We start from the raw sequence: 24,625 nt of genomic DNA on the forward strand, positions 1-24,625 counted from the left end.
GACCCGGCCCAGTTCGGCCGCGAGCCGGCGAGGTCAGGGCCGTTCCGCGGACCGGCGCGGCGCCCCGCCCACCTCCGGCTGAGCGAGCACCTGACCGATCAGCTCCCGCAACTCGTCGATCGCCGCCACGACCGCCTCGGGGTCGCGCGCGTCCCGCCGGCGCGCACCGTCAGCGGGATCGAGGCGCGCGACCTCCCCGGACCGCGGACCGCGCCGGCCGTCCGCGGCCAACTGCTCGGCCGCGACCTGCGGCCACAGCGCCGCCAGCCGGCCGCCGGTGCCGAGCACCTCGTCGCAGCGCACGGCGAACTCGTGGCTGCCGTACCGCCGGCCGGCCTCGACCGCGGCGACCGTCTCACGGCTGAAGCGCACCCGCTCCGCGAGCGCCCGCTGGGTCAGCCCCCGCCGGGTCCGCCAGTCGCGCAGTTCGGAGCGGAACCGATGGCTGGCGTCGGATCCAGCGGCGCTCGTCGGAGGCGTGGCATTCATGTGTTCACCTTCATGACGCCAGGCTGGGCATCGGCGTCAGACCGAGGTTGGGCGATGACCGGGCATTCGCAGGGGACAATTCTTAACCCATGGAGCGCCGGGTGTGAAGAGATGACTCCGTTGAGTCACCCTTGAACGATTACTGTCGATGCCCGTCCGATGACCCGGCCGACCCGGTCGCGTTCGCCCGCCCACCGCCCGGGCCGGGGCACCCGACAGCGGCCGCCTGGCGCACCGCGGCGCAGGTCAGCACCCCGATCCGGCTCACGCGGCGGGTCGCTCGACGGCCGGTGTCCCCGAGCCCTCCGACGGCGCCACCGTGTCGACGACCACCGGCAGCCCACGGTGCGCACGAAACGCGACGTTGGGCCGGTACGAACGGCTGTGCCCGGCCGCCAGCCGCAGGCCGGGTACGGCCGCGGCGAGCCGGACGAGTGCGGTCTCGGCCTCGAGCCGGGCGAGCGCGGCGCCGATGCAGAAGTGCGGCCCGTGCCCGAAGGAGAGATGGTCGGCCGCGTCCGACCGGTGCGGGTCGAACCGGTCGGCCCGGGCGAAGACCGCCGGATCCCGGTTCGCCGCCCCGATCAGCAGCAGGCAACGCGCTCCCGCCGGGATCACCACGCCGCCCAGGGCGACCGGCCGCTTGGTCACCCGCAGCCAACCGTCGATGGCGGGCGCGAACCGCAGCGTCTCGGTGACGAACCCGGGGACCCGGCCGGGATCCTCGACCAGCGCCCGCCACCGGTCCGGGTTGGACAGCGCCTGGTCCAGCGCGTGGGCGAGCAGCCCGGCCGTGGTCTCGTGCCCGGCCACCAGGAGGTTGAACACGATGCTCGACGCCTCGGCCACGGTGAGCACCTCGTCGTCGCCGCCGCGGTACGCCAGCAGCCGGCCGACGTAGTCGTCGCCGTACCGGCCGCCGTCGAGCCGGTCGCCGACCAGCCGCTGGCAGTAGCGCCAGAACTCCAACAGCCCCCGCGCGAGCCGGAGCTGCTCGGGCGGATCGGGATTTCCCCAGATGAGCGCGATCTGCCCGTCCGCCCATTCGCGCACCCGACCGATGTCCCCCTCCGGCACGCCGAGGAGGTCGAGCAGGACGAGCAGGGGCAGTTCGGTGGTGAACTCCGGAACCAGGTCGGCCTGCCCGCCGTCGCGGTCGACGAGCCGGGCGACCAGTTCGTCGACCCGGCGCCGGACGATGCCGCCGTAGCGCTGCTCCACGCGATCCGGGGTGTTGGCGAAGGTCGCCCGCAGCGCCCGCCTCGTCCGCGGATGCACCGGCGGGTCGGCGGCGGCGGTGGTGGGCGGCGCGTCGATCTGCATGACGACGTCCATCGCCTCCGGACAGACCTGGTAGACCGGCACGAGCGTGAGGGCGTTGCCGAAGGTCTCGGTGTCACCCAGGGCCCGGCGCACGTCGGCGTGCCGGCTGATCAACCACAGCCCCAGCTCCTCGTCGTGGCGCACCCCTCCGGGGGCCTCGAGAAGCCCTCGCCAAACCTGGGCCGGATCGGTGAGATACGTACCGGCGAACGGGTTCAACCGCATGACCGCCTCCTGGTCCACCGGCTCCGCAGGACCGGATCCGACGCCTTTCCGGGCGGCCCGATCGCCGCCGGACATCCTCAACGGTGAGCCATTGGAAATATCAAGTCAAGATTTGCCGACATCAATGTATTAGGTTTGGGAACTGCGCCGTCGCCACCTTGCGCACCGCCTTGTCCATCTGCAACTTGCCGCCTGCCGATTGCCGGTCGATCAACACCCTCAGCAGCCCGGACGGCCTCGGTCACGGTAGCGGATTGGGGTGCCGTCGGACTATATGCCGGACGCACCGAATGAGACGGACGTCCGACAGTCACCTACGCCGGGACGGGCGAGCACAGAACGGTTCTCGCCATTTCGCGCACCATTGAGGACTGCGCGGCACGCTGGCGGGCCGGTCCTTCGTAAAGAAGAGGACCAGCCAGGTCGCCGCCGTTCGACGCAGGACCGGAAAGCCGGGTCACCCCGAGACGGAACGGCGAGGGTGCCGGCCAGCGGCACCGCCAGGGCCGCCGGCACCGCGACGGCCGCACCGATTCCCGGCAAGCGCCCGACCGGCCACGGCACGCCCGGGGCGAGCACCAAGCCCGCCCGGCGTTCGTCAGGGAGATTCACACGCCTGACCTGCCACCCCGGCGACGACGGCCCGCCGATGATAGGTCCAGGTCGGAGCCGTCCGAAACCAGCCGCACGGAGGGCACGCCGATGGGCCGGATCCGGCCCACCGGCGTGAGAGCTACGTCAAGCGCCCCCGATCAGATCCCGCCGGCGGAACACCGCTACCGCTGCCTGCGCCACCACGACGGCGAGCACGCTCAGCGCCACGACCGCGGTCACGCTGATGTCGTCCAGCGGGTACTCCCCCACGTGCTCGAACGGCGACAGCCGCACCGCGCCGTCGGGGATCTCCAGGATCGGCGCGAAGTATCCGACGACCAGCGCGTAGCCGAGCACCGCCCAGATCATCGGCAGCGCCCGCGGCGCTGCCGCGTAGAGGACGGCGGCTGCGGCGAGGACGAGCCAGACCGCCGGGCCGTGCGCGACGTGGCCGAGCACCAGGTCCCCGATCAGCCCTGGGTCGCCGGTGCTCACCGCCGCCCCGACACCCATGCCGATGCCGGCGACCAGCAGCAACCACGGTACGCCCACCGCCGCCACCACCACATGGCCGCCGATCCAGGCACGGCGACTCACCGCCGTGGCGAGGACCGACTCGGCCCGGCCCTCGGTCTCCTCGGCGCGCAGCGCCTGCACGGCGAGCACCGCGTAGACCCCGACGGTGAGCGCCATGGTCAGGCCCATCATCCCGAGGAAGCCCTCCAGCAGGCGCTCCGCGCCGCCGAAGACCGCGACCATGTCCTCGGGCGCGTCGGCAAAACCGTCGAGCAGCGGCTGGGTGAACCAGCCGTACGCGAGGCCGGCGACGAGCAGCGCGGCGCTCCAACCGATCAGGCTGGCCCGGTGCAGTCGGAACGCGAGCGCGAGCGGGCTGCCCAGCCAAGCGGCGGCCCGCGGCGGTCCGGGGCGGGGCGGCACCAGGCCCGCGCCGAAGTCCCGGCGTGCCGAGAAGGCGTAGCCGGCCGAGGCGCTCACCGCCGCGAAGGCCAGGGACAGGGCTAGCGGCCACCAGCGGTCGTGGACGTACGGGGCGGTCTGCTGGGACCAGCCGATCGGTGACAGCCAGGACAACCATCCCGGACCACTGCCGTGCACCGTCGCCATGTCACCCAGTCCGCGCAGCACGAACGCGGCCCCGAGGAGGGCACCGGCCGCGCCGGACGCCGCGCGCGGGTACTCCGACAACTGGACGGTGAACGCCGCGACGCCCGCGAACGCTATCGCCACCGCGCCGACGGACGCCCCGAACAGCAGTGACCCGCCCGTGTCGTACCCGCGACCGGCCATCGTCCCGGCGATCAGCAGCGCGACCAGGACGGCCATCCCGGCGGTGAGCGCCAGCGCGGCGGTGAGCTGGGCGTGCCGGCCGACCACGTTGGCTCGGATCAGCTCAGCGCGACCGGAGCGTTCCTCGACGCGGGTGTGCCGCACGACCGTGAGCAGTCCCATCAGGCCGGCGCCGAGCCCCACATAGAGCCCGTACTGGCCGGCGAGGAAGCGTTCAATGGTCAAGTCGTCGAAGCCGAAGCCCGGTCCGCCGAACAGCGCGCCAGCGGGGCTGCCAGAGAACGCAGTCAGCCCCGCCAGGTCGTCCGGGGTCTTGACGATGGTCTCCAGCGCGGTGGCGAAGTAGGTCATCAACAGCGTCAGGCCGAGCGTCCAGGCCGGAAGGCGGATCCGGTCTCGGCGCAGCATGAACCGGAGCAGGGTGCCGGTCCCGGTGACCGTGCCTCCCCCGCCGTCGAGGGCCGGGACCGGGCGGGCGAGGGTCGTCGTGGCCATCACGCCACCCCGGCAGTGGTGTCGCGGGTGGGCTGCTCGTCGTAGTGGCGCAGCAGCAGTTGCTCCAGGGTCGGCGGTCGGACGGTCAGTCCCCGCACGTCGAGGTCGCCCAGCCGGCGGACCACCGCGGCGAGGTGGTCACCATCAACTTCGAAGCGGAGGTGACCGTCGTCGTAGGTCAGGCCGTGCACGCCGGGCAGCGTGGCCAGCGCCTCGACCGGGCGGCCGGTAATCGCCTCGACCGAGGTACGGGTCAGGTGCCGCAGGTCCGCAAGCGAACCGGTCTCGACGATGCGCCCCTGCCGGATGATCGAGACCTGGTCGGCGAGCACCTCGACCTGGGCGAGGATGTGGCTGGACAGCAGGACCGTCCGGCCGTCGCCCTTCGCCTCGCGGATGCACTCCTGAAACACCGCTTCCATCAGCGGGTCCAGCCCGGCGGTGGGCTCGTCGAGCAGGAGCAGTTCGACGTCGCTGGCCAGCGCGGCGACGAGGGCCACCTTCTGCCGGTTGCCCTTGGAGTAGGTGCGACCCTTCTTGCTCGGGTCGAGGTCGAAACGCTGGCAGAGCTCGTCGCGGCGGACCGGATCGGTGCCGCCGCGCAGGCGGGCGAACAGGTCGATCGCCTCACCACCGGTGAGGTTGGGCCACAGCTCCACGTCGCCGGGCACGTATGCGAGCCGGCGGTGCAGGCGTACCGCGTCGGCCCAAGGGTCACCGCCCAGCACCCGTGCCCGGCCGGCGTCGGCACGCAGCAGCCCGAGCAGGATCCGGATGGTGGTGGACTTGCCGGCGCCGTTGGGGCCGAGAAAGCCGTGCACGGTGCCGGTCTCGACCCGCAGGTCGAGCCCATTGAGCGCCGTGATCCGGCCGAAGGACTTGTCGATGTGGTGGACGTCGATCGCAGCAGTCATCGTCGTGGACCTCGTTCGAGAAGAGCCCAGGGCAGCCTGGGAACCGATGTCGTCGACCGCGGAAGGACCGCGGGTGGAAGAGACCACGCCGGGGCGTGGCGGCTAGCGTGCAGTGCTGTCTGCGTCGGCTGCCGCGGGCGGGTCCGGGACGTACATCAGGTAGTCGTCGAGCATCGACCGGTCGACGAGCAGCCCCTGAGCGAACAGTTCGAGCGCCGGTGCCATGGTCTCGTCGGCGTACCGGCGGAACAGGGCGGGGAACTCCTCAGGGTCCGCGTCGGCGCCGTGCAGGGTGAACCACAGCAGGAGGCTCCCGGAAGCCTGGTAGGCCAGGTAACGGGTCCGGGCGGCGCGGTCGCGGCTGGGCCGGATCACCCCAGCGGCCTCCCCCGCGGCCAGGTATCCCTCGGCGTCCGCGGTCATCTGCTCGACCAGCTCGAGGGCCAGTTCGCCGCCGGCTTGCAGGCTGCGCAGCAGGTATCGCACCAGCGGAGCGAACAGCTCGATCCCGGCCATCCGCGCCAGCAGCATCCCCCCGGCGCCTCCGGTGAGCGCCTTCGTCTTCTCCCGGCGCAGGACCTCAAGGACGTGCTCGTCGCAGGCACGGCGAAGCCCGTCCTTGGAACCGAAGTGGTGAATGACCAGGCCGGCAGTCACCCCGGCGTCAGCGGCGACCGCCCGCAGCCCCACGCCGAAGCCGTCGCGGCCGAACCGCCCGATCGCGGCGTCACGGATGCGGCAGGCGGTGGCGAACTCGCCATCCCGCCTCTCCGACCGCACGCCGTTCGACGTCACCCCATCAGTTAAACACCCGTTCAATCGACCGGCAACCCTCAGCTGTCGGCGAACGTCAGGCCGGGCCGGCGCGCCGAGTGGAAGAGGTTTCAATCTCGACGAGACTGGTGAAGGTGGGCCCAGCACCTGCGCCCATTGGGGGGAATCAACCGTGTCCGACACCAGTACCTGCACCGAGCGGCCCGAGCACGACGCCGACCGGCCCGACGAGGTGACCGACCCGCTGCTGTGGAAGCGGGCCCTGGAGGTCGCCGACGCACACGAGCCGGACGGGGAGGGCGGCTGCCGCAACCTGCTCTGCGCCGGTCAGCCGTGGCCCTGCGCCGCCTGGAACACCGCACAGCACGCGCTGCACGTCGCCCGGGGCGGTGCCGCGACGGCGACCCCGGCCGTGGGTCCGGCCCGGGGCCAGGAACTGCCGAGCCTGCCGGCACCACGCGCGCAGCGGGTCACGCAGGCCGCGTGAGGCGCCGGCGGAGCCGAGACGGTGCGGGCCGCCCCGACCGTCTCGGCTCCGGGCCGTCCACCCCGCACCGGTGACGTACGCCTAGGGTGGGCGGCATGGCAGGCCCCGACTCCTCCGCCGACGGATTCGCCGCGCGGAACCCGCTCACCCGGCTGACGCTGCCCGAACTCCGCCAGCGCACCAGCGTCAAGTGGCGGATGCACGCGGCCGACGTGCTTCCCCTCTGGGTCGCGGAGATGGACGTGCCGCTCGCTCCCGCCGTGGCCGACGCGCTGCACCGGGCGGTCGACCGCGGCGACACCGGGTACCCGCACGGCACCGCGTACGCCGAGGCGCTCGGCGACTTCGCCGCCCGGCGGTGGGGCTGGAACGACTTCCGGGTGGACCGCACGACGATCGTGCCGGACGTCATGCTGGGCATCGTCGAGGTGCTCCGGCTCGTCACCGGTCCCGGCGACGCGGTGGTCGTCTGCTCCCCCGTCTACCCGCCCTTCTACGCCTTCGTCAGCCACGCCGACCGGCGGGTGATCGAGGCCCCGCTCGGACCCGACCTGCGGATGGATCCGGCCGCCCTGGACGAGGCCTTCCGCCGCGCCCGGGAGTGCGGCCGGCGGCCGGCGTTCCTGCTGTGCAACCCGCACAACCCGACCGGTGTCGTCCACCGCCGTGACGAGCTCGAGACGGTCGCCGAGCTGGCGCGCCGGCACGGGGTGCGGGTGATCTCCGACGAGATCCACGCCCCGCTCGCGCTGCCCGGGGCGCGCTTCACCCCGTACCTCACGGTGGCCGGCGCGGAGGACGCCTTCGCCCTGATCTCCGCCTCGAAGGCGTGGAATCTGGCCGGCCTCAAGGCGGCGCTGGCGGTCGCCGGGCCGCGAGCCGCCGCCGACCTGCACCGGATGCCGGAGGAGGTCAGCCACGGGCCGAGCCACCTCGGGATCATCGCGCACACCGCCGCGTTCCGGGACGGCGGGCCGTGGCTCGACCTCCTCCTCGCCGGTCTCGACGCCAACCGCGCGCTGCTGGAGGCGCTGCTGGCCCGGCACCTGCCGACGGTCCGGTACCACCGGCCCGAGGGCACCTACCTCGCGTGGCTGGACTGCACCGCGCTGGGCGTCCCCACCGAGGGGTCGGGCGCCGGGCCCGGGGTGGCCAGCGACCTGGCCGGACCCGCCCGGATGTTCCTGGACCGCGCGCGGGTCGCCCTCAGCTCCGGGCACGTCTTCGGCACCGGCGGAGCCGGCTTCGTACGGCTGAACTTCGCCACCTCGCCGGGGATCCTCACCGAGGCCGTGGCCCGGATGGGGCGGGCGGTGGCGGCGTACCCCGCGGCGGCGGGCTGAGCCGCGGCCGCCGGGTGCCGGACCGCTGACGGTCGCCGGGCGGTCAGGGAGCGGGGAAGGATCCGTCGCCGAAGAGGATCCGGCCGGCTGCCGCCCGGCCAAGCGGCGTACGCAGCAGGGTGAACGCCGCGCCCGCGAGGCCCGGCGTGCGCAGCTGTGCCAGTCCCCGCCGCAGCAGCAGCCGGCCCCGGAAGCGGGTGCGCAGAGCGCCGCCGTCGTAGCGGGCCAACGCGTCCGCGCGCCCGGTGCGCAGCGCCTCGTCGAGCACGGCGGCGGCGTGGTCGGACAGCCGTAGGCAGGGGTCGAGGCCGCCGGCGGTGAGCGGGGAGACGGCGCCCGCCGCGTCCCCGACGAGGAGCCCGTCGGCGCAGCTGATCCGGCGTAGCACCCCGCCCACGGGGATCGGCCCGCCGCGCCGCTCGACCTGGTCGGGACGGTCGACGCCAGGCAGCCCGGGGGCGGTCGCCGCGAACCGGTCCAGTGCCTGCCGGAGACCGTGGGGGAACCGGTCGACGTAGCCGGCCACGCCGACGTGGGCGTGCCGCCCGTCGTTGACCACCCAGGCCAGGTAACCGGGGGCGAGGGACGGGTCGAGCACGCAGTGAAACGCCGGCGGATCCGCGGAGCCGGGGATCTCGAAGACCTCCTCGGCGCCGACCAGCAGGTGGTGGTTGCGGTCCAGGCCGAGGTCGCGGGCGACCCGCGAGCGGGCGCCGTCGGCGCCGACGACGAACCGCGCCCGGACCGTGGCCGGTCCGGCAGGACCGACCAGCAGGTGGGAACCGTCACGCCGGCCGGCGTACCGGGTGCCGAGCGCCGTCCGCACACCCGCCTCGGTCGCGGCGCGGGCGGCCGCCAGGTACAGCGGCGCCATGTCGCCCACCCGGTACTCGTCGCGGGCGCTGACCAGGGTCACCGGGCGGCGCAGCCCGGGCGGGTAGAGCACCACCCGCCGGATCGGCGGCCCGAGGCACTCCGGCGGCAGCGCGAAGTCCTCGAGGGTGCGCCGGACGAAGATCCCCGTCGTGCGGATCGGACCGGTCAGCGCCGGTCGCCGCTCGACCAGCAGCACCTCGTGGTCGCGTCGGGCGAGTTGCGTGGCCGTGTGCAGCCCGGCCAGGCCGGCTCCGACGACCAGCACGTCTACGACCATCAGTCCCCCATCACCGACCGGCACTCGACTCTCAACCAATATCTATCGAAAGTCAATAGGGATGGCACCCACGATCCGAACCCGCCCGGCGGTACGACCACCGGGCTCGCCGAATCCCATCGACAGTTGTCTCTAGCGCGAACCGTGCGCACGTGGTAGGAATCCTCCAAATCTCCAATCGAGTGCGAAAGTTTTCCACAGAGAGGGTCTGGACGAGGATGAGACGCATCATGGCCAGCCTCCTGGCCGCTGCCGTCGTCGTGACCGCAGCGGCCACACCGACCTGGGCCGCACCCACCGAGGACCAGACCGTCACCTACCGCGGCTACCGACTGTCGGTCCCCGCCGACTGGCAGGTCGTCGACCTCGCGGCCGACCCGCACGCGTGCGTCCGATTCGACCGGCCCGCGGTCTACCTCGGCCGCCCCGGGGACGAGCCCTGGTGCCCCACCCGGCTCGTCGGGCGGACGGCCGGGCTCGTCATCGAACCGATCGACGCCACGACCGACGAGCGGCTGACGGCCGACACCGCGGTCACCGCGCCCGGGACGGCGACCGCCGGCCACGCGGTGTCCCGGGACGGATCGATCCAGGTCGCGGTGCGTGACGCGGGCGTACTCGTCACCGCCCTGCACACGCCGGAGACCGAGCCGGCGGTCCGCCGGGTCCTGGCCTCCGCGCGGCTCGGCCCGGGCGCCACGCCGGCCGACCTCCACGCCGAGGCGAGGCCCGCCGCCGTGGCGCCGGCGATGGCCGCCGGCCCGCAGCCCGGCACCTACACCGGCCGGGGCTTCGACACCTGCACCGCCCCGTCGCAGTCGACGATGGACACCTGGCGCACCCACTCGCCGTACCGTGCGATCGGCATCTACATCAGCGGTTCGAGCCGGTCCTGCACCCAGGCCAACCTGACCGCGAGCTGGGTGACCAACCAGACCAGCAACGGTTGGCGCCTCATCCCCATCGAGCTGGACCGCCAGGCGCCGTGCGGCACCCGCACGCCGAAGATGTCCGCCGACCCGGCCACCGCCCGGTCCCAGGGCGCGACCCGGGCGACCGCCGCGGTGAGTGCCGCCCAGGCGCTCGGCATCCCCGCCGGGAGCGTCATCTACAACGACATCGAGCACTACCCGTCGACCGAGTTGTGCAAGGCGGCCGTGCTCTCGTACCTCTCCGGCTGGACCGAGCGACTGCACGCGCTCGGCTACCTCTCCGGCATGTACTCCAGCGGCTCCTCCGGCGTACGGGACCTGTGCGGCGCCTACCACGACACCCGGTACACCCGCGTCGACCACCTCTTCTTCGCCTGGTGGAACGGGGTCGCCGACACCGACGCCGGCGACTACTGCCCGGACGCCTACTACGCCAACCGGCAGCGCATCCACCAGTACACCGGCGACAGCTACGAGACCTGGGGCGGCGTACGGATCTACATCGACCGCGACTACCTCGACGTGTCGACCAGCACGACACCGCCGCCGGACGGGTTCAGCGTCACCGTCGACAACACCACCACGGGTCGGTTCACGGCGAGCGCGAACTGGGGCACGTCGAGCTTCTCGGCCCAGCGGCACGGCCCCGACTACCGGTTCGCCAGCCCGGTCGCCGCCAGCGACGTCGCCTGGTACCGGGCGGACCTGCCGACGACCGGCTCCTACGAGGTCTCGGTCTGGTATCCCGCCGACCCGGGCTACAACGACTCGACCCCGTACCTGGTGGCCACCACCGCCGGCAACCAGACGGTGCGGGTGAACCAGCGGCTCGACGGCGGCCGATGGGTGTCCCTCGGCGTGTTCACCCTGGCCGCGGGCGACGGCAACAAGGTGGGGGTGAGCCGGTGGACCAGCGGCACCGGGTACGTCATCGCCGACGCCGTCCGCATCACCCGGGTCTGACCCCGGCACCGGTCCCGGAGGGCCACCACGGGTGCTCCTCCGGGACCGGTCACCGCCGCAGGTCCGCCACCTCGTCCAGCCGTCCCAGCTTGTGCGGGTTGCGGATCACGTAGATCCGGCTGATCCGGCCGTCCTCGACCGCGAAGGTGACCGCCGTGTCGAACTCACCGGCCGGGCCGACCCGGACCGCCGGCATCCCGTTGAGCCAGGTGGTGGTCGCCACGAAGCCCGGCAGCCGGGCCGCGAGCGCCAGCAACGTCGACACCTTGCGCACTCCGACGACCGGATTCCGGACGGCGTCGGCCACGCCGCCGCCGTCGGCGACCAGCACCACCTCCGGCGCGAGCACCGCCACCAGTCCCTCCACGTCACCGGTGGCGACGGCCGCCAGGAACTTCTCGACGGCCGCCTGCTGCTCGGCCCGGCCCACCCGCATCCGCGGCCGCCGCGCCGCGACGTGCTCGCGGGCCCGGTGGGCGATCTGCCGGACCGCCGCCGGGGTCCGGCCCACCACCTCGGCGATCTCGTCGTACGGCGTCTCGAACACCTCGCGCAGCACGAACACCGCCCGCTCGACCGGACCGAGCGTCTCCAGCACGGTGAGCATCGCGATCGAGACGCTCTCCGCGAGCTCGACGTCCTCGGCCACGTCCGGGCTGGTCAGCAGCGGTTCCGGAAGCCACTCCCCGACGTACTGCTCGCGTTGCCGCGCGAGCGTCCGCAGCCGGTTGAGCGCCAGCCGGGTGACCACCCGGACCAGGTACGCGCGCGGGTCGCGGACCGCCGCCCGGTCGACGTCGGCCCACCGCAGCCAGGTCTCCTGGACGACGTCCTCGGCGTCGGCCGCGGAGCCGAGCATCTCGTAGGCGACGGTGAACAGCAGGCTCCGGTGGGCGACGAACGGGTCGTCGGTCATGCCGGCGACGGTGGGGCGACGCGGTGACCGGTGGCGGGCATGTCTCCTCCAGGGATCTCTCGTGACTGCGACATGGAGACACCGCCGCCGGCCCGGCTGTGACACCACGGCCGGCCGTCGTGGCTGAGACCCTGGTCACGGGGCCGGCGGCGGGTTCTCCTCCGGCTCGTTCCCCGGTTCGTCCCCCGGTTCGTCCCCGCGGCCGCGGTCCCGGCGGTACTCCGGGCGCAGCTTCGCGCTGGCGAACGCCCCCTTGACGGCCGCCGAGAGCGCCTCGATGTCGTACGAGCCGTGGTGCCGGCGGCCGTTGACGAAGAACGTCGGAGTGCCCGAGACGCTGCTGAGGTCGGCCGAGTCGACGTCCTCGGCGATCCGGTCGGCGCCCCGACGCTCGGCGAGGTGCTCCTGGAACCGGTCCAGGTCCAGGCCGAGCTGTTCGGCGTACCGGATCATGTCGGCGGGGTTGAGCGCGTCCTGGTTGGCCAGGAGCAGGTCGTGCATCTCCCAGAAGGCGCCCTGCTCCGCCGCCGCCTCGGTGGCCTCGGCGGCGAGTTGCGCGTGCGGGTGGACCTCGGCCAGCGGCAGGTGCCGCCAGACGTACCGGATGTTGGAGAAGTCGGCAAGCAGTTCCCGGACCACCGGTTCGGCCTGCCCGCAGTACGGGCACTCGAGGTCGCCGTACTCCACGACCGTCACCGGCGCCTCCGCCGGCCCGCGCAGGTGGTCGCGCTCCGGGTCGACCGGGACCATCAGGTCGACGATCCCCTCGGCCGCGCCCAGCAGCGCGCGGGCCCGCCGCTCGGCGGGAAGCCGGGCGGCGAGGTGGAACACCAGCCAGGTGAGGACCGACGCGCCGACCGTCGCGACGAGGATGGCGAGTTTCGCCTCGTCCAGCGCCTCGCCGTCGAGCGCGTGGGTGGCGATCAGGAGGGCGACGGTGAACCCGATTCCGGAGACGGTGCCGACCCCGGCGACCGCGGCCCAGCCGACCGGCGGCCGGAACCGGTCGCGGCTGAGCCGGGCCACCAGGTAGGAGATGGCGACGACCCCGACCGGCTTGCCGACGAGGTACGCCAGGACGATACCCACGGTGACCGGGGAGGTGAGCGCACCGGCCACGAGCTCGCCGTCGATCACCACTCCGACGTTCGCGAGCGCGAACAGCGGCACGACCAGGTAGCTCGCCCACGGGTGGTAGAGGTGCTGCAGGCGGTCGTTCGGCGACAGCGCCGAGGCGAGCCCGGCCCGGGCCGACCGGGCGAACTGCGGGGTGGGCTGCTCCCGGAACATGCGGAACAGGTTGGCCGCCCGCTGGAGCTGCTCGCGGGCGGGGACGTAGGCGTAGGTGAGCAGCCCCATCAGCAGGCCCACCACCACCGGGTCGACGCCGGATTCGGAGACCGCGAGCCAGGCGGCCACGCCCAGCAGCGCGTACGCCGGCCCCCATCGCACGCCGAGCGCCCGGATGAGCAGCACGACGGCGAAGATCCCCGCCGCGACCAGCAACGCCGGCGGCGAGGGATGCTCCGGGTAGGCGATCGCCAGCACCACGATCACGAGCAGGTCGTCGACGACCGAGACGGTCAGCAGGAAGCCGCGCAACCGGTCCGAGAAGCGCGGTCCGACCACGGCGAGGATGCCCAGCGCGAGCGCGGTGTCCGTCGCCATCACGATGCCCCAGCCCACGGCGGTGGGCTGCCCGGCGTTGACCAGCAGGTAGATCGCGATGGGCAGGAGGATGCCGCCGATACCGGCCAGCACCGGCAACGTCACGCGGCGTCGCTCCCGCAGCTCCCCGATGTCGAGGTCGCGGCGCAGCTCCAGCCCGATCACCAGGAAGAAGAACGTCATCAGGCCGCTGTTGACCCAGGTCCGCAGATCGTGGGACACCCGCCAGTCGCCGAGCTGGACGGTGAACGGGGTGCCCCACAGCGACTCGTACGACGACTCGGCGAGGTTCGCCCAGGCCAGGGCGACCACCGCGGCGGCGAGCACCACCCGCGCGCTGCCGGTTTCGGTGTTCAGGAACCGGCGCAGCGGCAGGTCGAACCGGCCGACCCAGGCGGTCCTACCGGACCACCGTCCACGTCGAGTCTCGCCCGTCACGGTCGAATCCTCCCCCATCGGCCGGTCACCGGGCCCGGATTCCGGCAGCGGCGGGTCGCCGGGCGCGCGGGCCCGACCCAGCCGGCGGAAGCCTGCGGGACCCGGCCTAACCCGCGGTGACCGGCACCGGCGCGCTGAGCGGGCCCTCGTTGCCGCTGCGGTCCAGCCCGGACACGCAGTAGGACAGCGGGCGACCGGCCGGGGCGGCGCGGTCGACCCAGCCGGTACCCCGGGTGGTGCCGACCAGCTTCGCGGTCGCACCGTCCACCCGGTAGACGGCGAAGCTCGTGGCGCCGTCGCCCCGCCAGCTCAGCGACACCCCACCGGTGTCGACGCGACCGGCGCCGGTTAGCTCGGGAGCGCCCGGCGGCGCCGCCGGCAGGTGCGCCATCGGGGGTACGAGGGCCGGCTCGGCGTAGTGCGTGCCGCTGTACCGGCTGACCGCCCCGAGCCGGTCGGCGCGTACCTGCCGGGCACTGAAGTGCACGCTGCCGCTGACCCCGTGCCGGCGGTTGAGGGCGAGCTGGCGGTCCAGCTCGGCCGGGTTCTTCCAGGCGCCGCGCTCGCCCACCCGGTAGTCGGCCTGGCCGATGTAGAGCTGCACCCGGGTGCCCCGCACCGTGGCCGCCCACCAGGGCAGCAGCTTGGCGTAGTCGGCCCGGTCGAACCCGATGTGCCAGTACAGCTGCGGCACGACGTAGTCCAGCCACTGCTCCCGCACCCACAGCCGGGTGTCGGCGTGGATGTCGTCGTAGCTCTGCAGGCCCGCCGTCGCCGAGCCGGCGGGGTCGGTGCGCTGGTTGCGCCAGATCCCGAACGGGCTGATGCCGAACTTCACCCACGGCTTGATCGCCTTGATCCGCTCGCTCATCTCGCGGACCAGCGTGTTCACGTTGTGCCGGCGCCAGGCGTGCTTGTCCGGGAACCCCCGGCCGTACCGGGCGAACGTGGCGTCGTCCGGGAAGTCCTGGCCGGCCTCCGGGTATGGGTAGAAGAAGTCGTCGAAGTGCACCCCGTCGACGTCGTACCGCCGGACCGCCTCCAGCATCGAGTCCTCGACGAAGGTGCGGGCCGCCGGGACGCCCGGGTCGAAGTAGAGGCGGCTGCCGCGCCGGTCGGCGCTGGGATAGGTCACCACCCAGTCGGGGTGCCGCCGCAGCGGGTGCTCCGGCGCCAGGCGATCCACCCTGGGCCCCGGTCCGCCCACGGTGGCCGGCTGGCCACCCCGGTACGGGTTGAACCAGGCGTGGAACTCCAGGTTGCGGGCGTGTGCCTCGGCCACCATGAACTCCATCGGGTCCCAGCCCGGGTCGCGGCCGTCGCGCCGCCCGGTGAGCCACTCCGACCAGGGCGCGTACGCCGACGGCCAGAGCGCGTCGCCGCTCGGCCGCACGTGCACGAAGACCGCGTTGTGGTTGAGCCGCACGGCAAGGTCCAGCCAGGCCCGGAACTCCGCCCGGACCGTCTCGGTGGGCAGCCCGCGCCGGCTCGGCCAGTCGATGTTGTTCACCGTCGTGATCCACATGCCACGCAGCTCGCGGGTCGCCTGGGCCGTCCGGCCGGCGCAGGTCGGGACCGCCCCGGAGCCGAGGGCCGCGCCGGCCGTGCCGGGCGCTGCCGCATCGCCACCGGCCCGGTCCCAGAGGATCCCGGCACCGACCCCGGCCAGCACGGCCAACGCAGCGACCGCCGCGACGGCCGCCCGGGCGCGACGGCGGGTGGGTGGTGCGGACCGGTCGGGGACGGACATCGCCCCAGTGTGCCCAGTTCCGCCCGGTCGGGTGAACCCGGCGGGCGATACTTAACGGTCGGTTAAGGCTCGTCGATCATTTCGCGGACTCCACCCGGTTCCCGCCGGCGCGCTTCGCGGCGTACATCGCCCGGTCGGCGTGCGCGAGCGTCTCCTCGAGCGAGTACGCGGGCCCGCTGGCGGCACCGACGCTGACCCGGGCCCGCCACGCCGGCATGCCGGCGACGGCCTCCACGATCCGCTGGGCGACCTGCCCGGCGGTCACGGCGTCGGCGGTCGGGAGGATGGCGACGAACTCGTCCCCGCCCAGCCGGGCCACGAAGTCGCCCTTGCGGACGCTGGCCATGAGCGTCTGCGCGACGGCCCGCAGCACGTCGTCGCCCGTGGCGTGCCCCAGTGAGTCGTTGATGTGCTTGAACCGGTCGATGTCGACGGTCAGCACCGCGACCGGATCGGGAGCGGTGCCGGGCGCGGCCAGGCCGCGCCGGAAGTCCTCGAGGCCGCGCCGGTTCGCCACCCCGGTGAGCGGGTCGGTCCGCGCCGCCCGCTCGGCCTGCTCGTGCTGCCACCGCAGGAAGTCGTACGACTGCATCGTGACCGCCGTGTGCAGCCAGCGGTGCCGCTGGCGCCACAGCAGCTCCGCGAGCGCGTCGCCGTAGGTGAGCCCCGGCGCGGCCTCGCGTGACCCGTTCGTCGCCAGCAGCACCGCGTGCGTCCGGTGCAGCGCCGCCGAGACCAGCCAGTCGATGTCGGGGGACAGCGCGGCGACCGCCGCCTCGATGACTCGCAGCGCCTCGTCCGGGCGCCCGGAACGGCTGAGCGCGACGGCGTGGAAGGGCCGGCACAGCAGCACCTCCTGGTGCCGTTCCTCCAGGCCGAGGGTCTGCAGGAGCGCGACGTACCGGGGGATGTCGGCGGCCGCGCCGGCCGGGTCCTGGCGGTCGGCGCGGGAGCACGCCGCGTACAGCAGGGCCGAGATCCGCCACACCTCCGCCTTGGGCCCGCTGGCCTCCGCCGCCGCCCGCACCGCGTACTCCTCGGCGGTGGTGGTGTGCTTCTCCGCCTCGGCGACCTGACCGACCTGGTACAGCTCCAGCGCCCAGATCAGGTTCAGCTCCGCCAGGTTGCACAGCCACATCGCGCGGTTGCCGTTGTCCGGGTACGACGCCCGGCAGGCCGCGTCGTACGCCGCCTCGAACTGTGGTGCGGCCAGCTCGTAGAGGCGCAGTTGGGCGTACCCGATCGCGATCCCGGTGTGTGCGTTGCCCGCGATCACCGGATCCGGCTCGCCGGCGAGCAGGGCGGCCTCCGCGCTGACGAGATCCCGCAGGACCGCCTCGATGTCGTACTCGGCGATGTCCTGGTCGCCGAGGCGCAGCCGCCTGGTGGCGCGCAGGGACAGCGCGCAGGAGCGCCAGCCGACGCTGCCCTCGCGGTCGGCGGCGGCCAGCATCAGGTCGGCGGCGGAGATGGCCGCCGACAGGCGACCCAACCGGGTCAGCGCCACCACCCGCGCGAAGTGCATCGCCGCCGGGCCGTCGCGGATCTCGCCGGTTGGTTCACCGAGCGCCGACTCGGCGACCGCCAGCACCTGGGCCGCGCCGCCGGCCTGTGCCTCCTCGAGGAGACGCAGGGCCCGGAGCGTCACGTCGTCCACGCGGTCTCCTCCGCACCGGCCAGGGACGAAACAGCCCGATGTTACGGCACCGGTTCCACCGCGAGGAGTCACCGTCCGGATGGTGGCGGATCCCGCGGCCGTCACCGCGCTGCGCCGACCACCGCCTCCGGCGCGATGACGCCGAGCCGGGCCGGCCGGACGACCGCGTGCAGGATCACGGTCGCCGTGACCATGCCACCCGCGACGACGACCGCCATCGACACCGCGCCGCTGCCCAGGACGCCCACCAGGGGCGCGGCCAGCGCGCCGACGCCGAACTGCACGGCGCCGAGCAGGGCGGAGGCCGTGCCGGCGGCCTCTCCGTGCCGGGACAGGGCCAGGGCCGGCGCGTTCGGCATGGCGAGGCCCGCCGCGGCGAGCACCACCCACAGCGACACCAACAGGCTCGGCAGCCCGCCGAGCCCGGTCGCGGCGAAGGCGAGCAGGGCCAGCCCGGCAGCGGTCCCGACGCCCAGGGCGACGACGAGGATCCGCTGCGGGGAGTACCGGCGCAGCAGCCGGACGTTGACCTGGCTCGCCCCGATCAGCCCGACCGCGCCCGCGCCGAAGGCCAACCCGAACTGCTGCTCGTCGAGCCCGTACTGCTCCTGCAGGACGAACGACGACCCGGCCACGTAGGCGAACAGTGAGGCCATGGCCAGACCGGCGACCAGGACCAGGCCGACGAACGTGCGGTCCCGCAGCAGCGAGCCGTACACGGCTGCGGTCGCGAGCACTCCCCCGCGCCGGCGTCGGGCGGGCGGCAGGGTCTCGCGCAGGCCGAGCGCGGCGAGCCCGGTCAGCAGCACGCCGAAGCCGGCCAGGGCCAGGAACACGCCACGCCAGTCCGTCCAGTTCAGCAGCGCGCCACCGAGGGTCGGCGCGAGGATCGGCGCCGCACCCATGACCAGCAGCAGCCGGGAGAGCAGCTTGGCGAAGGCCGCGCCGCTGAACAGGTCGCGCACCACGGCCATCGCGACCACCGCGGTCGCGGCGACGCCGAGGCCCTGCATCACCCGGAACCCACCGAGGACCACGATGTCCGGCGCGACGACGCAGAGCACCGACGCCACGACGTGCAGCGCGATGCCGGCGATCAGTGGCGTACGCCGCCCGAGTGCGTCGGAGACCGGGCCGATCACCAACTGGCCGAGGGCGAGGCCGGCCAGCGTGCCGGTGAGGGTCAGTTGGACCGCCGCCGAGGTGGTCCGGAAGTCGTCGACGATCGCGGGCAGGGCCGGCAGGTACATGTCGATGGTCAGCGGACCGATCGCCATCAGCGACCCGAGCACGACGACCAGCCGCAGGCGTTGGCCGCGGCCCAGCAGGTCGCCCGGTGTCGCCGGCGGGCTCTCCGGCGCGCCGACCGGCGCGGTCATCGGACCGGCTCCGTGCGTGCGGGGCGCAGCCCCGCGTCGAGCAGCGTAGGAGTCACATCTGGCTCCAAATCCGGATCGGGTGATCCCATTCCCGGTCGGGCGGGAGGTAACGGAGCTCACAACCGGGCGGCGGACGCTCGCGGTGGTCCGGGCCCGACCGCAAGACATCGAGGTACGCCGCCTGCTCCCTGCCCCGTCGACGACTGGTGGCGCCACCTCAAGCGCCGCTACGGCTACTGACCAGCGACGACGGGCCGCGCCGCTGCGGAGAGTCACCATCGCGACACACCCCTACCCCGCCACCGGCCGCCGGGCGAAGACTTCGTCCATGGCGAACAGCGAGCGTGCGCGCAGGGACGAGCGATTCGACAAGGTGGCCGACGAGACCTCGCAGACCGTGACCCACGCGGCCACGGTGCTGGAGGAGGAACTCGCGGCCGGCATGGCCAGCGCCCGGCGACTGGAGGAGCGGCTCAGCGCCGACCGCCGGGTCGACCCGGAGGCGTTCGACGAGTTGGTCGCCCGGGTACGCACCGACGGGCACGCGCTGATCGACACGGTGGTGGCGCAGCTGAAGACCTCCGACGACCAGCGCGGCGAGGTCATCCGCCGGTACACCTCGGACGCGCACGACGCCCTGGAGACGGTGCTCAACCTGGCGCGGCTGCTGCCGGACGTGGCCAACGGACTCGCCGACCGGCTCGCCCAGCCAGCGCGGGAGAACCCGACGCCGTCGGAGCGGTGAGCCGGCCGTGGCGTCGACCACCGGCGTGGCCGGCGGGCAGGTCGAGCGCGTCCTCGAGCGGTACCGCGCGCTGGCGGTCGGCGCGCTGCTGGACGACGTGCCGTCCGGCGGGCCGCGGTACCTCTACGAACTGGTGGCCGCGTACCCGCGACGGTGGGGCAAGGGACTGCGCGCCGCGCTCTGCCTGGCGACCTGCCGGGCGTACGGCGGCTCGCCCGCGGTGGGACTCAACGCGGCCGTGACCGTGGAGCTGTTCCACAACGCCTTCCTCATCCACGACGACATCCAGGACGAGAGCGAACAGCGACGCGGCGCACGGACCCTGCACGCCGAGTACGGGGTCGGCGTCGCCCTCAACGTCGGCAACATGACCAATCTGCTCGCGCTGCACCGCCTCGCCGCCAACCGTCGCGCGCTCGGGTCGGGGATCGCCTGGCGGCTGTTCGAGGAGACCGAGCTCATGCTGCGCCACTCGTTGGAGGGGCAGGCCATGGAGCTCGGCTGGATCCGCGACAACGTGTGCGACCTGGACGCCGACGACTACTACCGCATGTGCCTGAAGAAGACCTCCTGGTACACCTGCGTCTACCCGTGCCGGGCCGGAATCCTGGTCGCCACCGGCCGGGAGAACGCGGTCGACGTCCTGGACCGCTACGGCTGGTACCTGGGCGCCGCGTTCCAGATCCAGGACGACGCGCTCAACCTGACCGGCGACTACGCCCGGTACGGCAAGGAGATCGCGGGCGACCTCTGGGAGGGCAAGCGGACGCTGATCCTCATCGACTTCCTGCGGCGGTGCACCAGCGACGAACGCGAACGGCTGGTCGAGTTCCTGGCCCGGAGCCGGGCCCGGCGTACCGAGGCGGAGGTGCGCTGGCTGCACGGGCGGCTGCTCGCCTACGACTGCGTCGAGGCGGCCCGCCACCGCGCCCGGGAACTCGCCGCCGCGGCGCTGCGCGAGGGACAGCGGGCGCTGGGGCCGGCGGCCGAGACCGAGGACGGCCGGTTCCTGCTCGACCTGACCGAGTACGTGGTGGAACGCAGCCGGTAGCGAGCGCGGCTACCAGCGGTTGCGCGCCTCCTCGGCCCAGCCCACCAGCCCGTCGAGGCTCACCTTCGTACCGTCGTCCGCCTTCGCCCACCCGGAGAAGTGGCCGAAGCACTGGTGTGTCTCGTTGGCGACGACACCGAGGTTGGTGCGGGCCGCCCTCTCGTGGAACGGCCGGAACCCGGCCTCGACCCGCTCACCGCTGATCCGCCACGGGCGGAGCCAGTCCGACCGGTCGTAGGTCCAGCGCAGCTCCTCGCCGATCTTGTGCAGCCGGCCGTCGACGAACAGGCCGTTCTCGGTGACGCCGGTGCCGTCGGTCCACCGGCCGCCGAGCTGGATCGCCCGTCCCGGCGCCGCGCCGGCGGCCCAGTTCCAGGTGACCGAGTACGGCCACCTGCCGCGGCCGTGGTCCAGCACGGCGAACGCGTCCGGCCCGCCGATCTCGTACGCCCGACCGTGCAGCTCCAGCGTGCCGCGCACCGGACGGCCGACGTCCTTGACCGTGTACTGGAACCGGGTGCGGCTCCACGGCACGACCACGCCCAGCGACTCGTGTCCGGGCGGCAGCGGGACGTCCACCGCCAGCCGTACGCCGGGGGCGCTCGCCGAGATCGCGGTGCCGTCCCGGCGCTGGTCGATCCGGATCGCCAGTCCCCTGCCGCGCGCCCCGGCCTCGCCCGCGCCGCTGCGCGGCGGCAGCGCCGTCCCGCGCGCCAGCGGCACCACCGCGTCATGGTTCGTCTCGGTGCCGCTGTCCCGGTCGAGCACGTAGACGCCGTGCACGCCGGCGTAGTCGAGTGAGGAGGCCACCAGCCCGACGATGTGTCGTGGCGTGACGATGCCCCAGTACTCCCACCGCTTGGTCCGGCCCCAGCCGCGCAGGTTGGCGGTGTGCAGCGGCCGGCGGGTCCAGCCGACCGCGGCCGGGTTGAGCCGCCCGTCCGGCCGACACAGGTCGACAGGTGAGGCCAGCTCACGTTCGTGGGTCACCCCGGCAGGATAGCGCCGCCTACCTCAACCGGTTCGATGTCGGGCAGCCCGCCGCACCGCTCTCAGTGGGATTTCGGTGCCCGATCAGCGGCGCGCGCTACGGTCCGTCGGCCCAGAACGGGCGCGCCGTCCCGCACCGCCGTCTCGTCGAGGTCGATGAGGTCGGACGCCAGCCCTCCCCCGTGGGCCCGACGGTACGTCGCGCTCCCGGCGCGCCCGTCCCGCCCACCCCGCAGCGAGGAGCAGCTTACAGCGTCGACAGCCTCACCCAGGGCTGCTGACACCTACCTGGCCCGGCGAGACCGCAGGCCCGTGACGGGCAGCGCGGCGGCCACGACGGCCGCCGTGACGGCGAAGGCGGCGGCGAAGCCGGCCTGCCCGGACAGGACACCGAACGCACCGGCGCCGACGCCCAGACCGGCGTCGTAGGCCACGCTCCACAGCGCGGTGGCCACTCCGAAGCCTCCGACGAGGTTGGCGTCGTACATCGCGACGAGGCTGGCGTTCTGGGCGATGCCGAAGCCGAGGCCGAACAGCGCGGCACCCGCCAGGACCACGGCGGGGCTGCCGAGCATGACCAGGCTGAGCAGCCCCGCCGCGACGAGCAGGACGCCCAGACCCAGTAGGGACGCCGTGCCGTCCCGGTCGGCGCGGCGGCCGGCCCACCACCGGCTGCCGGTGGCGGCGACCGACAACACGAGCAACGCTCCCGCGGCGAGGCCGCCCGAGCCCGCGGGCACCGCGACGGGCAGGAACGTCATCACCGCCCCGGCGCCGACCGCGGTGGCGGTGAAGGCGACGGCCGGCCGCACCAGGGCCCGGTCGCGCAGGGCGGCCGGCCAACCGAGGCGTGGACCGTCGCCGGCGGGCCGGGGGATCGCCGGCAGACCGGCGACCGCCACCAGGCCGGCCAGCGCCGCGACGGCCCCGGCCACCAGGACCGGGCCGAACCCGACCGACCCCGCCAGCCACACGCCGACCGGCATGGCGAGCACCGCCGGAACCCCTGCGACCACCCCGAACACGCCCAGCCCCTCGCCCCGGCGCTCGGCCGGCACCAGCGCCGCTACCAGCTCGCCGCAGACCACGAAGATGACCGCCAGCCCCACGCCCCGCAGCACGCACACCGCGACGATCGCCGCCGGGTCCGGCGCCAGCGGCAGCATCAGGGCGGGCACGCCGAGCAGCGCCAGGCCGGCGGCGAGCACCGCCCGGTGGCCGAACCTGGCGACCAGGCCCGGCATGGCGAACTCGGCGGCGACCGTGGCACCCATCAGCACCGCGGTGGTCAGCCCGGCGCCGGCTCCACCGGCACCGGCCGACGCCGCGTACTGCGGCACCACCGACAGCAACAGGTAGAAGCTGCTCAGGCCGGCGAAATCGGCCAGGAAGACCAGTATCAGGGTGCGGCTGACCAGCCGAGGGCGGGACGGGGCGACGGCGTGGAGGTGCGTGGAAGTGGCCATGTCTCGACGCTAGGAACCGGCACCGGTCGCCCGTAAGCTCCAATTCCATGCCGATCGAGTGGGCCGGTTTGGCGCCCGAGCTGCTCCTGCGGCTGGACCGCCGGGCCGACGCTCCACTCCGTACCCAGCTCGAGGAGCAGTTGCGCGAGGCCATCCGCAGCGGGCGGCTGGCCGCCGGCGAGCGGCTGCCCTCGTCCCGCCAGCTTGCCCAGCAGCTCGGCGTCTCCCGGGGCCTGGTGCAGGATTGCTACGGCCAGCTGCACGCGGAGGGCTACCTGCACACCCGCACCGGCTCCGCGACGCGGGTCGCCCACCTCGCCACCGGGCCGGCACCGGCGAGCGGGCCCGCCCCCCGGGCCGCCGCCAGGGCACGGCTGGCGGCCGACTTCCGCACCGGCGTGCCGGACCTGGCGAGCTTTCCGCGGACCGACTGGGTGTGGGCGCAGCGGGAGAGCCTCCGCACGGCCCCCACGGCCCTGTTCGACTACGGCGACCCCCGGGGCAGCCGGCAGCTACGCGATGTGCTCGCGAGCTACCTGCGCCGGGTGCGCGCCGCCGTCCCGGACCCGGCACACATCGTTGTCTGCACCGGCTTCGCGCAGGGACTGGAGCTGTCGCTGCAGGCACTCGCCCGCATCGGTGTCCGGCGGATCGCCTTCGAGGACCCTGGATACGGCGGCGGTCCGACGATGGCCAGCGTCGCCCGGCACGGCATCGAGGGGATACCCGTTCCGGTCGACGCGGCGGGGATCGACGTCGCCGCGCTGGCCGCCACCGGCGCCCAGGCCGCTGTGCTCACCCCGGCCCACCAGTGGCCGACCGGCGTGGTGCTCGCCCCCGAACGCCGGCACGCCCTGCTCGCCTGGGCCCACCGGGCCGGCGCCCTGGTCATCGAGGACGACTACGACGCGGAGTTCCGCTACGACCGCGACCCGGTCGGCAGCCTGCACGGCCTCGCCCCGAGCCACGTGATCACCATCGGGACGGTGAGCAAGTCCCTCGCCCCCGCGGTACGGCTCGGCTGGATCCTCTGCCCGCCCGCTCTCACCGACGCGATCGCCGAGGCGAAGCGGGTGACCGACCGCGGTTCGCCGCTGCTGGACCAGCTCACCCTCGCGACCCTGATGGAGTCGGGCCGGTTCGACCGGCATCTGCGCCGGATGCGCGCCGAGTACGGGCGACGCCGCGAGGCGCTGCGTGCGGCGCTGACCCGCCACGCGCCCGGCGTACGCCTCACCGGTCTGGCCGCCGGTTTCCATGCCGTCGCCCACCTACCGGCCTCCGTCGACGAACAGGCGGTGATCGCCGCCGCCCGCCGCCGCTCGGTCGGGTTGTCCGGGATGAGCGAGTACCGGTCCACGCGCGCCACCACGCCGCCGCAGCTCGTGCTCGGCTTCGGCGACCTGTCCGCCGGCGCCATCCACGAGGGCATCGCCGCGATAGCGGACCTGCTCTCGGGGCCGGTGCCGGATACCAGGGTTGGACCGGGTCCGGTCGGGTAGACCCGTCTGCCACGCGCGTGGCGGGGACGATCCTCGCCACGTCATGCGTCGTGGGACCGCCGA

Annotated in this window: 19 protein-coding genes and 1 pseudogene; 6 read left to right on the plus strand and 14 right to left on the minus strand. The window is 73.9% G+C overall.

Annotation, left to right across the window (positions count from 1 at the left end):
- Window positions 1-33: 33 nt before the first annotated feature.
- The 6 genes and pseudogenes from EV376_RS21760 to EV376_RS31010 form a co-directional block, all read right to left on the minus strand.
- Entirely contained in the window at window positions 34-489 is a 456-nt protein-coding gene (locus tag EV376_RS21760; protein WP_130326032.1) for a helix-turn-helix domain-containing protein, read from the minus strand.
- 264 nt (window positions 490-753) lie between these two features.
- Window positions 754-2,037 carry a cytochrome P450 gene (locus EV376_RS21765; protein WP_130326034.1) on the minus strand — a complete coding sequence of 428 codons (1,284 nt, stop codon included), beginning with the start codon at window positions 2,035-2,037 and terminating at the stop codon, window positions 754-756.
- A gap of 738 nt (window positions 2,038-2,775) precedes the next feature.
- Window positions 2,776-4,434, minus strand: coding sequence for an ABC-2 transporter permease (locus EV376_RS21770; RefSeq protein ID WP_130326036.1), 1,659 nt, complete (start codon window positions 4,432-4,434; stop codon window positions 2,776-2,778).
- The gene (locus EV376_RS21775) at window positions 4,434-5,348 is read right to left on the minus strand and encodes an ABC transporter ATP-binding protein (RefSeq protein WP_130326038.1); all 915 of its coding nucleotides are present in this window, start codon (window positions 5,346-5,348) and stop codon (window positions 4,434-4,436) included. Before EV376_RS21775 ends, EV376_RS21770 begins: the two co-directional genes overlap by 1 nt.
- A gap of 102 nt (window positions 5,349-5,450) precedes the next feature.
- Window positions 5,451-5,879 carry a hypothetical protein gene (locus tag EV376_RS31005; protein ID WP_486482914.1) on the minus strand — a complete coding sequence of 143 codons (429 nt, stop codon included), beginning with the start codon at window positions 5,877-5,879 and terminating at the stop codon, window positions 5,451-5,453.
- 78 nt (window positions 5,880-5,957) lie between these two features.
- Window positions 5,958-6,317 (minus strand): annotated as a pseudogene (locus EV376_RS31010) (TetR/AcrR family transcriptional regulator); the annotation flags it as partial.
- Here EV376_RS31010 and EV376_RS21785 point away from each other — a divergent pair.
- Both EV376_RS21785 and EV376_RS21790 read left to right on the plus strand, forming a co-directional pair.
- On the plus strand, window positions 6,295-6,609 hold the full coding sequence (locus tag EV376_RS21785; protein ID WP_486482752.1) for a hypothetical protein: 315 nt from the start codon (window positions 6,295-6,297) through the stop codon (window positions 6,607-6,609). The pseudogene EV376_RS31010 and the gene EV376_RS21785 overlap by 23 nt on opposite strands.
- Before the next feature lie 95 nt (window positions 6,610-6,704).
- Window positions 6,705-7,952, plus strand: a complete 1,248-nt coding sequence (locus EV376_RS21790) for a MalY/PatB family protein (RefSeq protein WP_130326042.1) — start codon at window positions 6,705-6,707, stop codon at window positions 7,950-7,952.
- 43 nt (window positions 7,953-7,995) lie between these two features.
- On the opposite strand, the gene EV376_RS21795 is transcribed toward EV376_RS21790, so the two are convergent.
- A complete protein-coding gene (locus tag EV376_RS21795; protein ID WP_486482753.1) occupies window positions 7,996-9,093 on the minus strand; it encodes an NAD(P)/FAD-dependent oxidoreductase in 1,098 nt (365 codons plus the stop codon).
- A gap of 680 nt (window positions 9,094-9,773) precedes the next feature.
- Between EV376_RS21795 and EV376_RS21800 the strand changes: the two genes are divergently transcribed.
- A complete protein-coding gene (locus tag EV376_RS21800; protein ID WP_486482915.1) occupies window positions 9,774-11,000 on the plus strand; it encodes a glycoside hydrolase domain-containing protein in 1,227 nt (408 codons plus the stop codon).
- Between the two features lie 49 nt (window positions 11,001-11,049).
- Here the strand turns inward: EV376_RS21800 and EV376_RS21805 are convergent, their stop codons facing one another.
- From EV376_RS21805 to EV376_RS21825, 5 genes are all read right to left on the minus strand, one after another.
- Complete coding sequence (locus tag EV376_RS21805; RefSeq protein ID WP_130326048.1) at window positions 11,050-11,916, minus strand: RNA polymerase sigma-70 factor; 867 nt, start codon at window positions 11,914-11,916, stop codon at window positions 11,050-11,052.
- Between the two features lie 135 nt (window positions 11,917-12,051).
- On the minus strand, window positions 12,052-14,022 hold the full coding sequence (gene nhaA / locus EV376_RS21810; protein ID WP_130326050.1) for a Na+/H+ antiporter NhaA: 1,971 nt from the start codon (window positions 14,020-14,022) through the stop codon (window positions 12,052-12,054).
- A 106-nt stretch (window positions 14,023-14,128) separates the two neighbouring features.
- Entirely contained in the window at window positions 14,129-15,772 is a 1,644-nt protein-coding gene (locus EV376_RS21815; RefSeq protein WP_130326052.1) for a family 10 glycosylhydrolase, read from the minus strand.
- Between the two features lie 76 nt (window positions 15,773-15,848).
- Window positions 15,849-17,429 (minus strand): GGDEF domain-containing protein, encoded by a 1,581-nt coding sequence (locus EV376_RS21820; protein ID WP_130326054.1) that lies wholly within the window; start codon window positions 17,427-17,429, stop codon window positions 15,849-15,851.
- A 101-nt stretch (window positions 17,430-17,530) separates the two neighbouring features.
- Window positions 17,531-18,808 (minus strand): multidrug effflux MFS transporter, encoded by a 1,278-nt coding sequence (locus EV376_RS21825; RefSeq protein ID WP_207228266.1) that lies wholly within the window; start codon window positions 18,806-18,808, stop codon window positions 17,531-17,533.
- A gap of 328 nt (window positions 18,809-19,136) precedes the next feature.
- Here EV376_RS21825 and EV376_RS21830 point away from each other — a divergent pair, with 328 nt between their 5' ends.
- Together EV376_RS21830 and EV376_RS21835 are read left to right on the plus strand one after the other, a co-directional pair.
- Window positions 19,137-19,553, plus strand: a complete 417-nt coding sequence (locus EV376_RS21830) for a hypothetical protein (RefSeq protein ID WP_130326056.1) — start codon at window positions 19,137-19,139, stop codon at window positions 19,551-19,553.
- Between the two features lie 7 nt (window positions 19,554-19,560).
- Window positions 19,561-20,604, plus strand: a complete 1,044-nt coding sequence (locus EV376_RS21835; RefSeq protein ID WP_130326058.1) for an FPP/GGPP synthase family protein — start codon at window positions 19,561-19,563, stop codon at window positions 20,602-20,604.
- 9 nt (window positions 20,605-20,613) lie between these two features.
- Here the strand turns inward: EV376_RS21835 and EV376_RS21840 are convergent, their stop codons facing one another.
- Window positions 20,614-21,594 (minus strand): DUF2804 domain-containing protein, encoded by a 981-nt coding sequence (locus EV376_RS21840; protein WP_130326060.1) that lies wholly within the window; start codon window positions 21,592-21,594, stop codon window positions 20,614-20,616.
- A 284-nt stretch (window positions 21,595-21,878) separates the two neighbouring features.
- Window positions 21,879-23,060 (minus strand): MFS transporter, encoded by a 1,182-nt coding sequence (locus EV376_RS21845; protein ID WP_130326062.1) that lies wholly within the window; start codon window positions 23,058-23,060, stop codon window positions 21,879-21,881.
- A 47-nt stretch (window positions 23,061-23,107) separates the two neighbouring features.
- Here EV376_RS21845 and pdxR point away from each other — a divergent pair, with 47 nt between their 5' ends.
- Entirely contained in the window at window positions 23,108-24,562 is a 1,455-nt protein-coding gene (pdxR, locus tag EV376_RS21850) for a MocR-like pyridoxine biosynthesis transcription factor PdxR (RefSeq protein WP_130326064.1), read from the plus strand.
- Window positions 24,563-24,625: the final 63 nt, after the last annotated feature.

It is taken from the genome of Micromonospora sp. CNZ295 (assembly GCF_004217535.1).

Excerpts from the sequence above, each read along its gene's own strand:
- EV376_RS21760 (WP_130326032.1), bottom strand. The coding sequence starts at position 489 with ATGAATGCCACGCCTCCGACGAGCGCCGCTGGATCCGACGCCAGCCAT.
- EV376_RS21765 (WP_130326034.1), bottom strand. The coding sequence starts at position 2,037 with ATGCGGTTGAACCCGTTCGCCGGTACGTATCTCACCGATCCGGCCCAG.
- EV376_RS21770 (WP_130326036.1), bottom strand. The coding sequence starts at position 4,434 with ATGGCCACGACGACCCTCGCCCGCCCGGTCCCGGCCCTCGACGGCGGG.
- EV376_RS21775 (WP_130326038.1), bottom strand. The coding sequence starts at position 5,348 with ATGACTGCTGCGATCGACGTCCACCACATCGACAAGTCCTTCGGCCGG.
- EV376_RS31005 (WP_486482914.1), bottom strand. The coding sequence starts at position 5,879 with ATGCTGCTGGCGCGGATGGCCGGGATCGAGCTGTTCGCTCCGCTGGTG.
- EV376_RS21790 (WP_130326042.1), top strand. The coding sequence starts at position 6,705 with ATGGCAGGCCCCGACTCCTCCGCCGACGGATTCGCCGCGCGGAACCCG.
- EV376_RS21805 (WP_130326048.1), bottom strand. The coding sequence starts at position 11,916 with ATGACCGACGACCCGTTCGTCGCCCACCGGAGCCTGCTGTTCACCGTC.
- EV376_RS21815 (WP_130326052.1), bottom strand. The coding sequence starts at position 15,772 with ATGTCCGTCCCCGACCGGTCCGCACCACCCACCCGCCGTCGCGCCCGG.
- EV376_RS21825 (WP_207228266.1), bottom strand. The coding sequence starts at position 18,808 with ATGACCGCGCCGGTCGGCGCGCCGGAGAGCCCGCCGGCGACACCGGGC.
- EV376_RS21830 (WP_130326056.1), top strand. The coding sequence starts at position 19,137 with ATGGCGAACAGCGAGCGTGCGCGCAGGGACGAGCGATTCGACAAGGTG.
- EV376_RS21845 (WP_130326062.1), bottom strand. The coding sequence starts at position 23,060 with ATGGCCACTTCCACGCACCTCCACGCCGTCGCCCCGTCCCGCCCTCGG.
- pdxR (WP_130326064.1), top strand. The coding sequence starts at position 23,108 with ATGCCGATCGAGTGGGCCGGTTTGGCGCCCGAGCTGCTCCTGCGGCTG.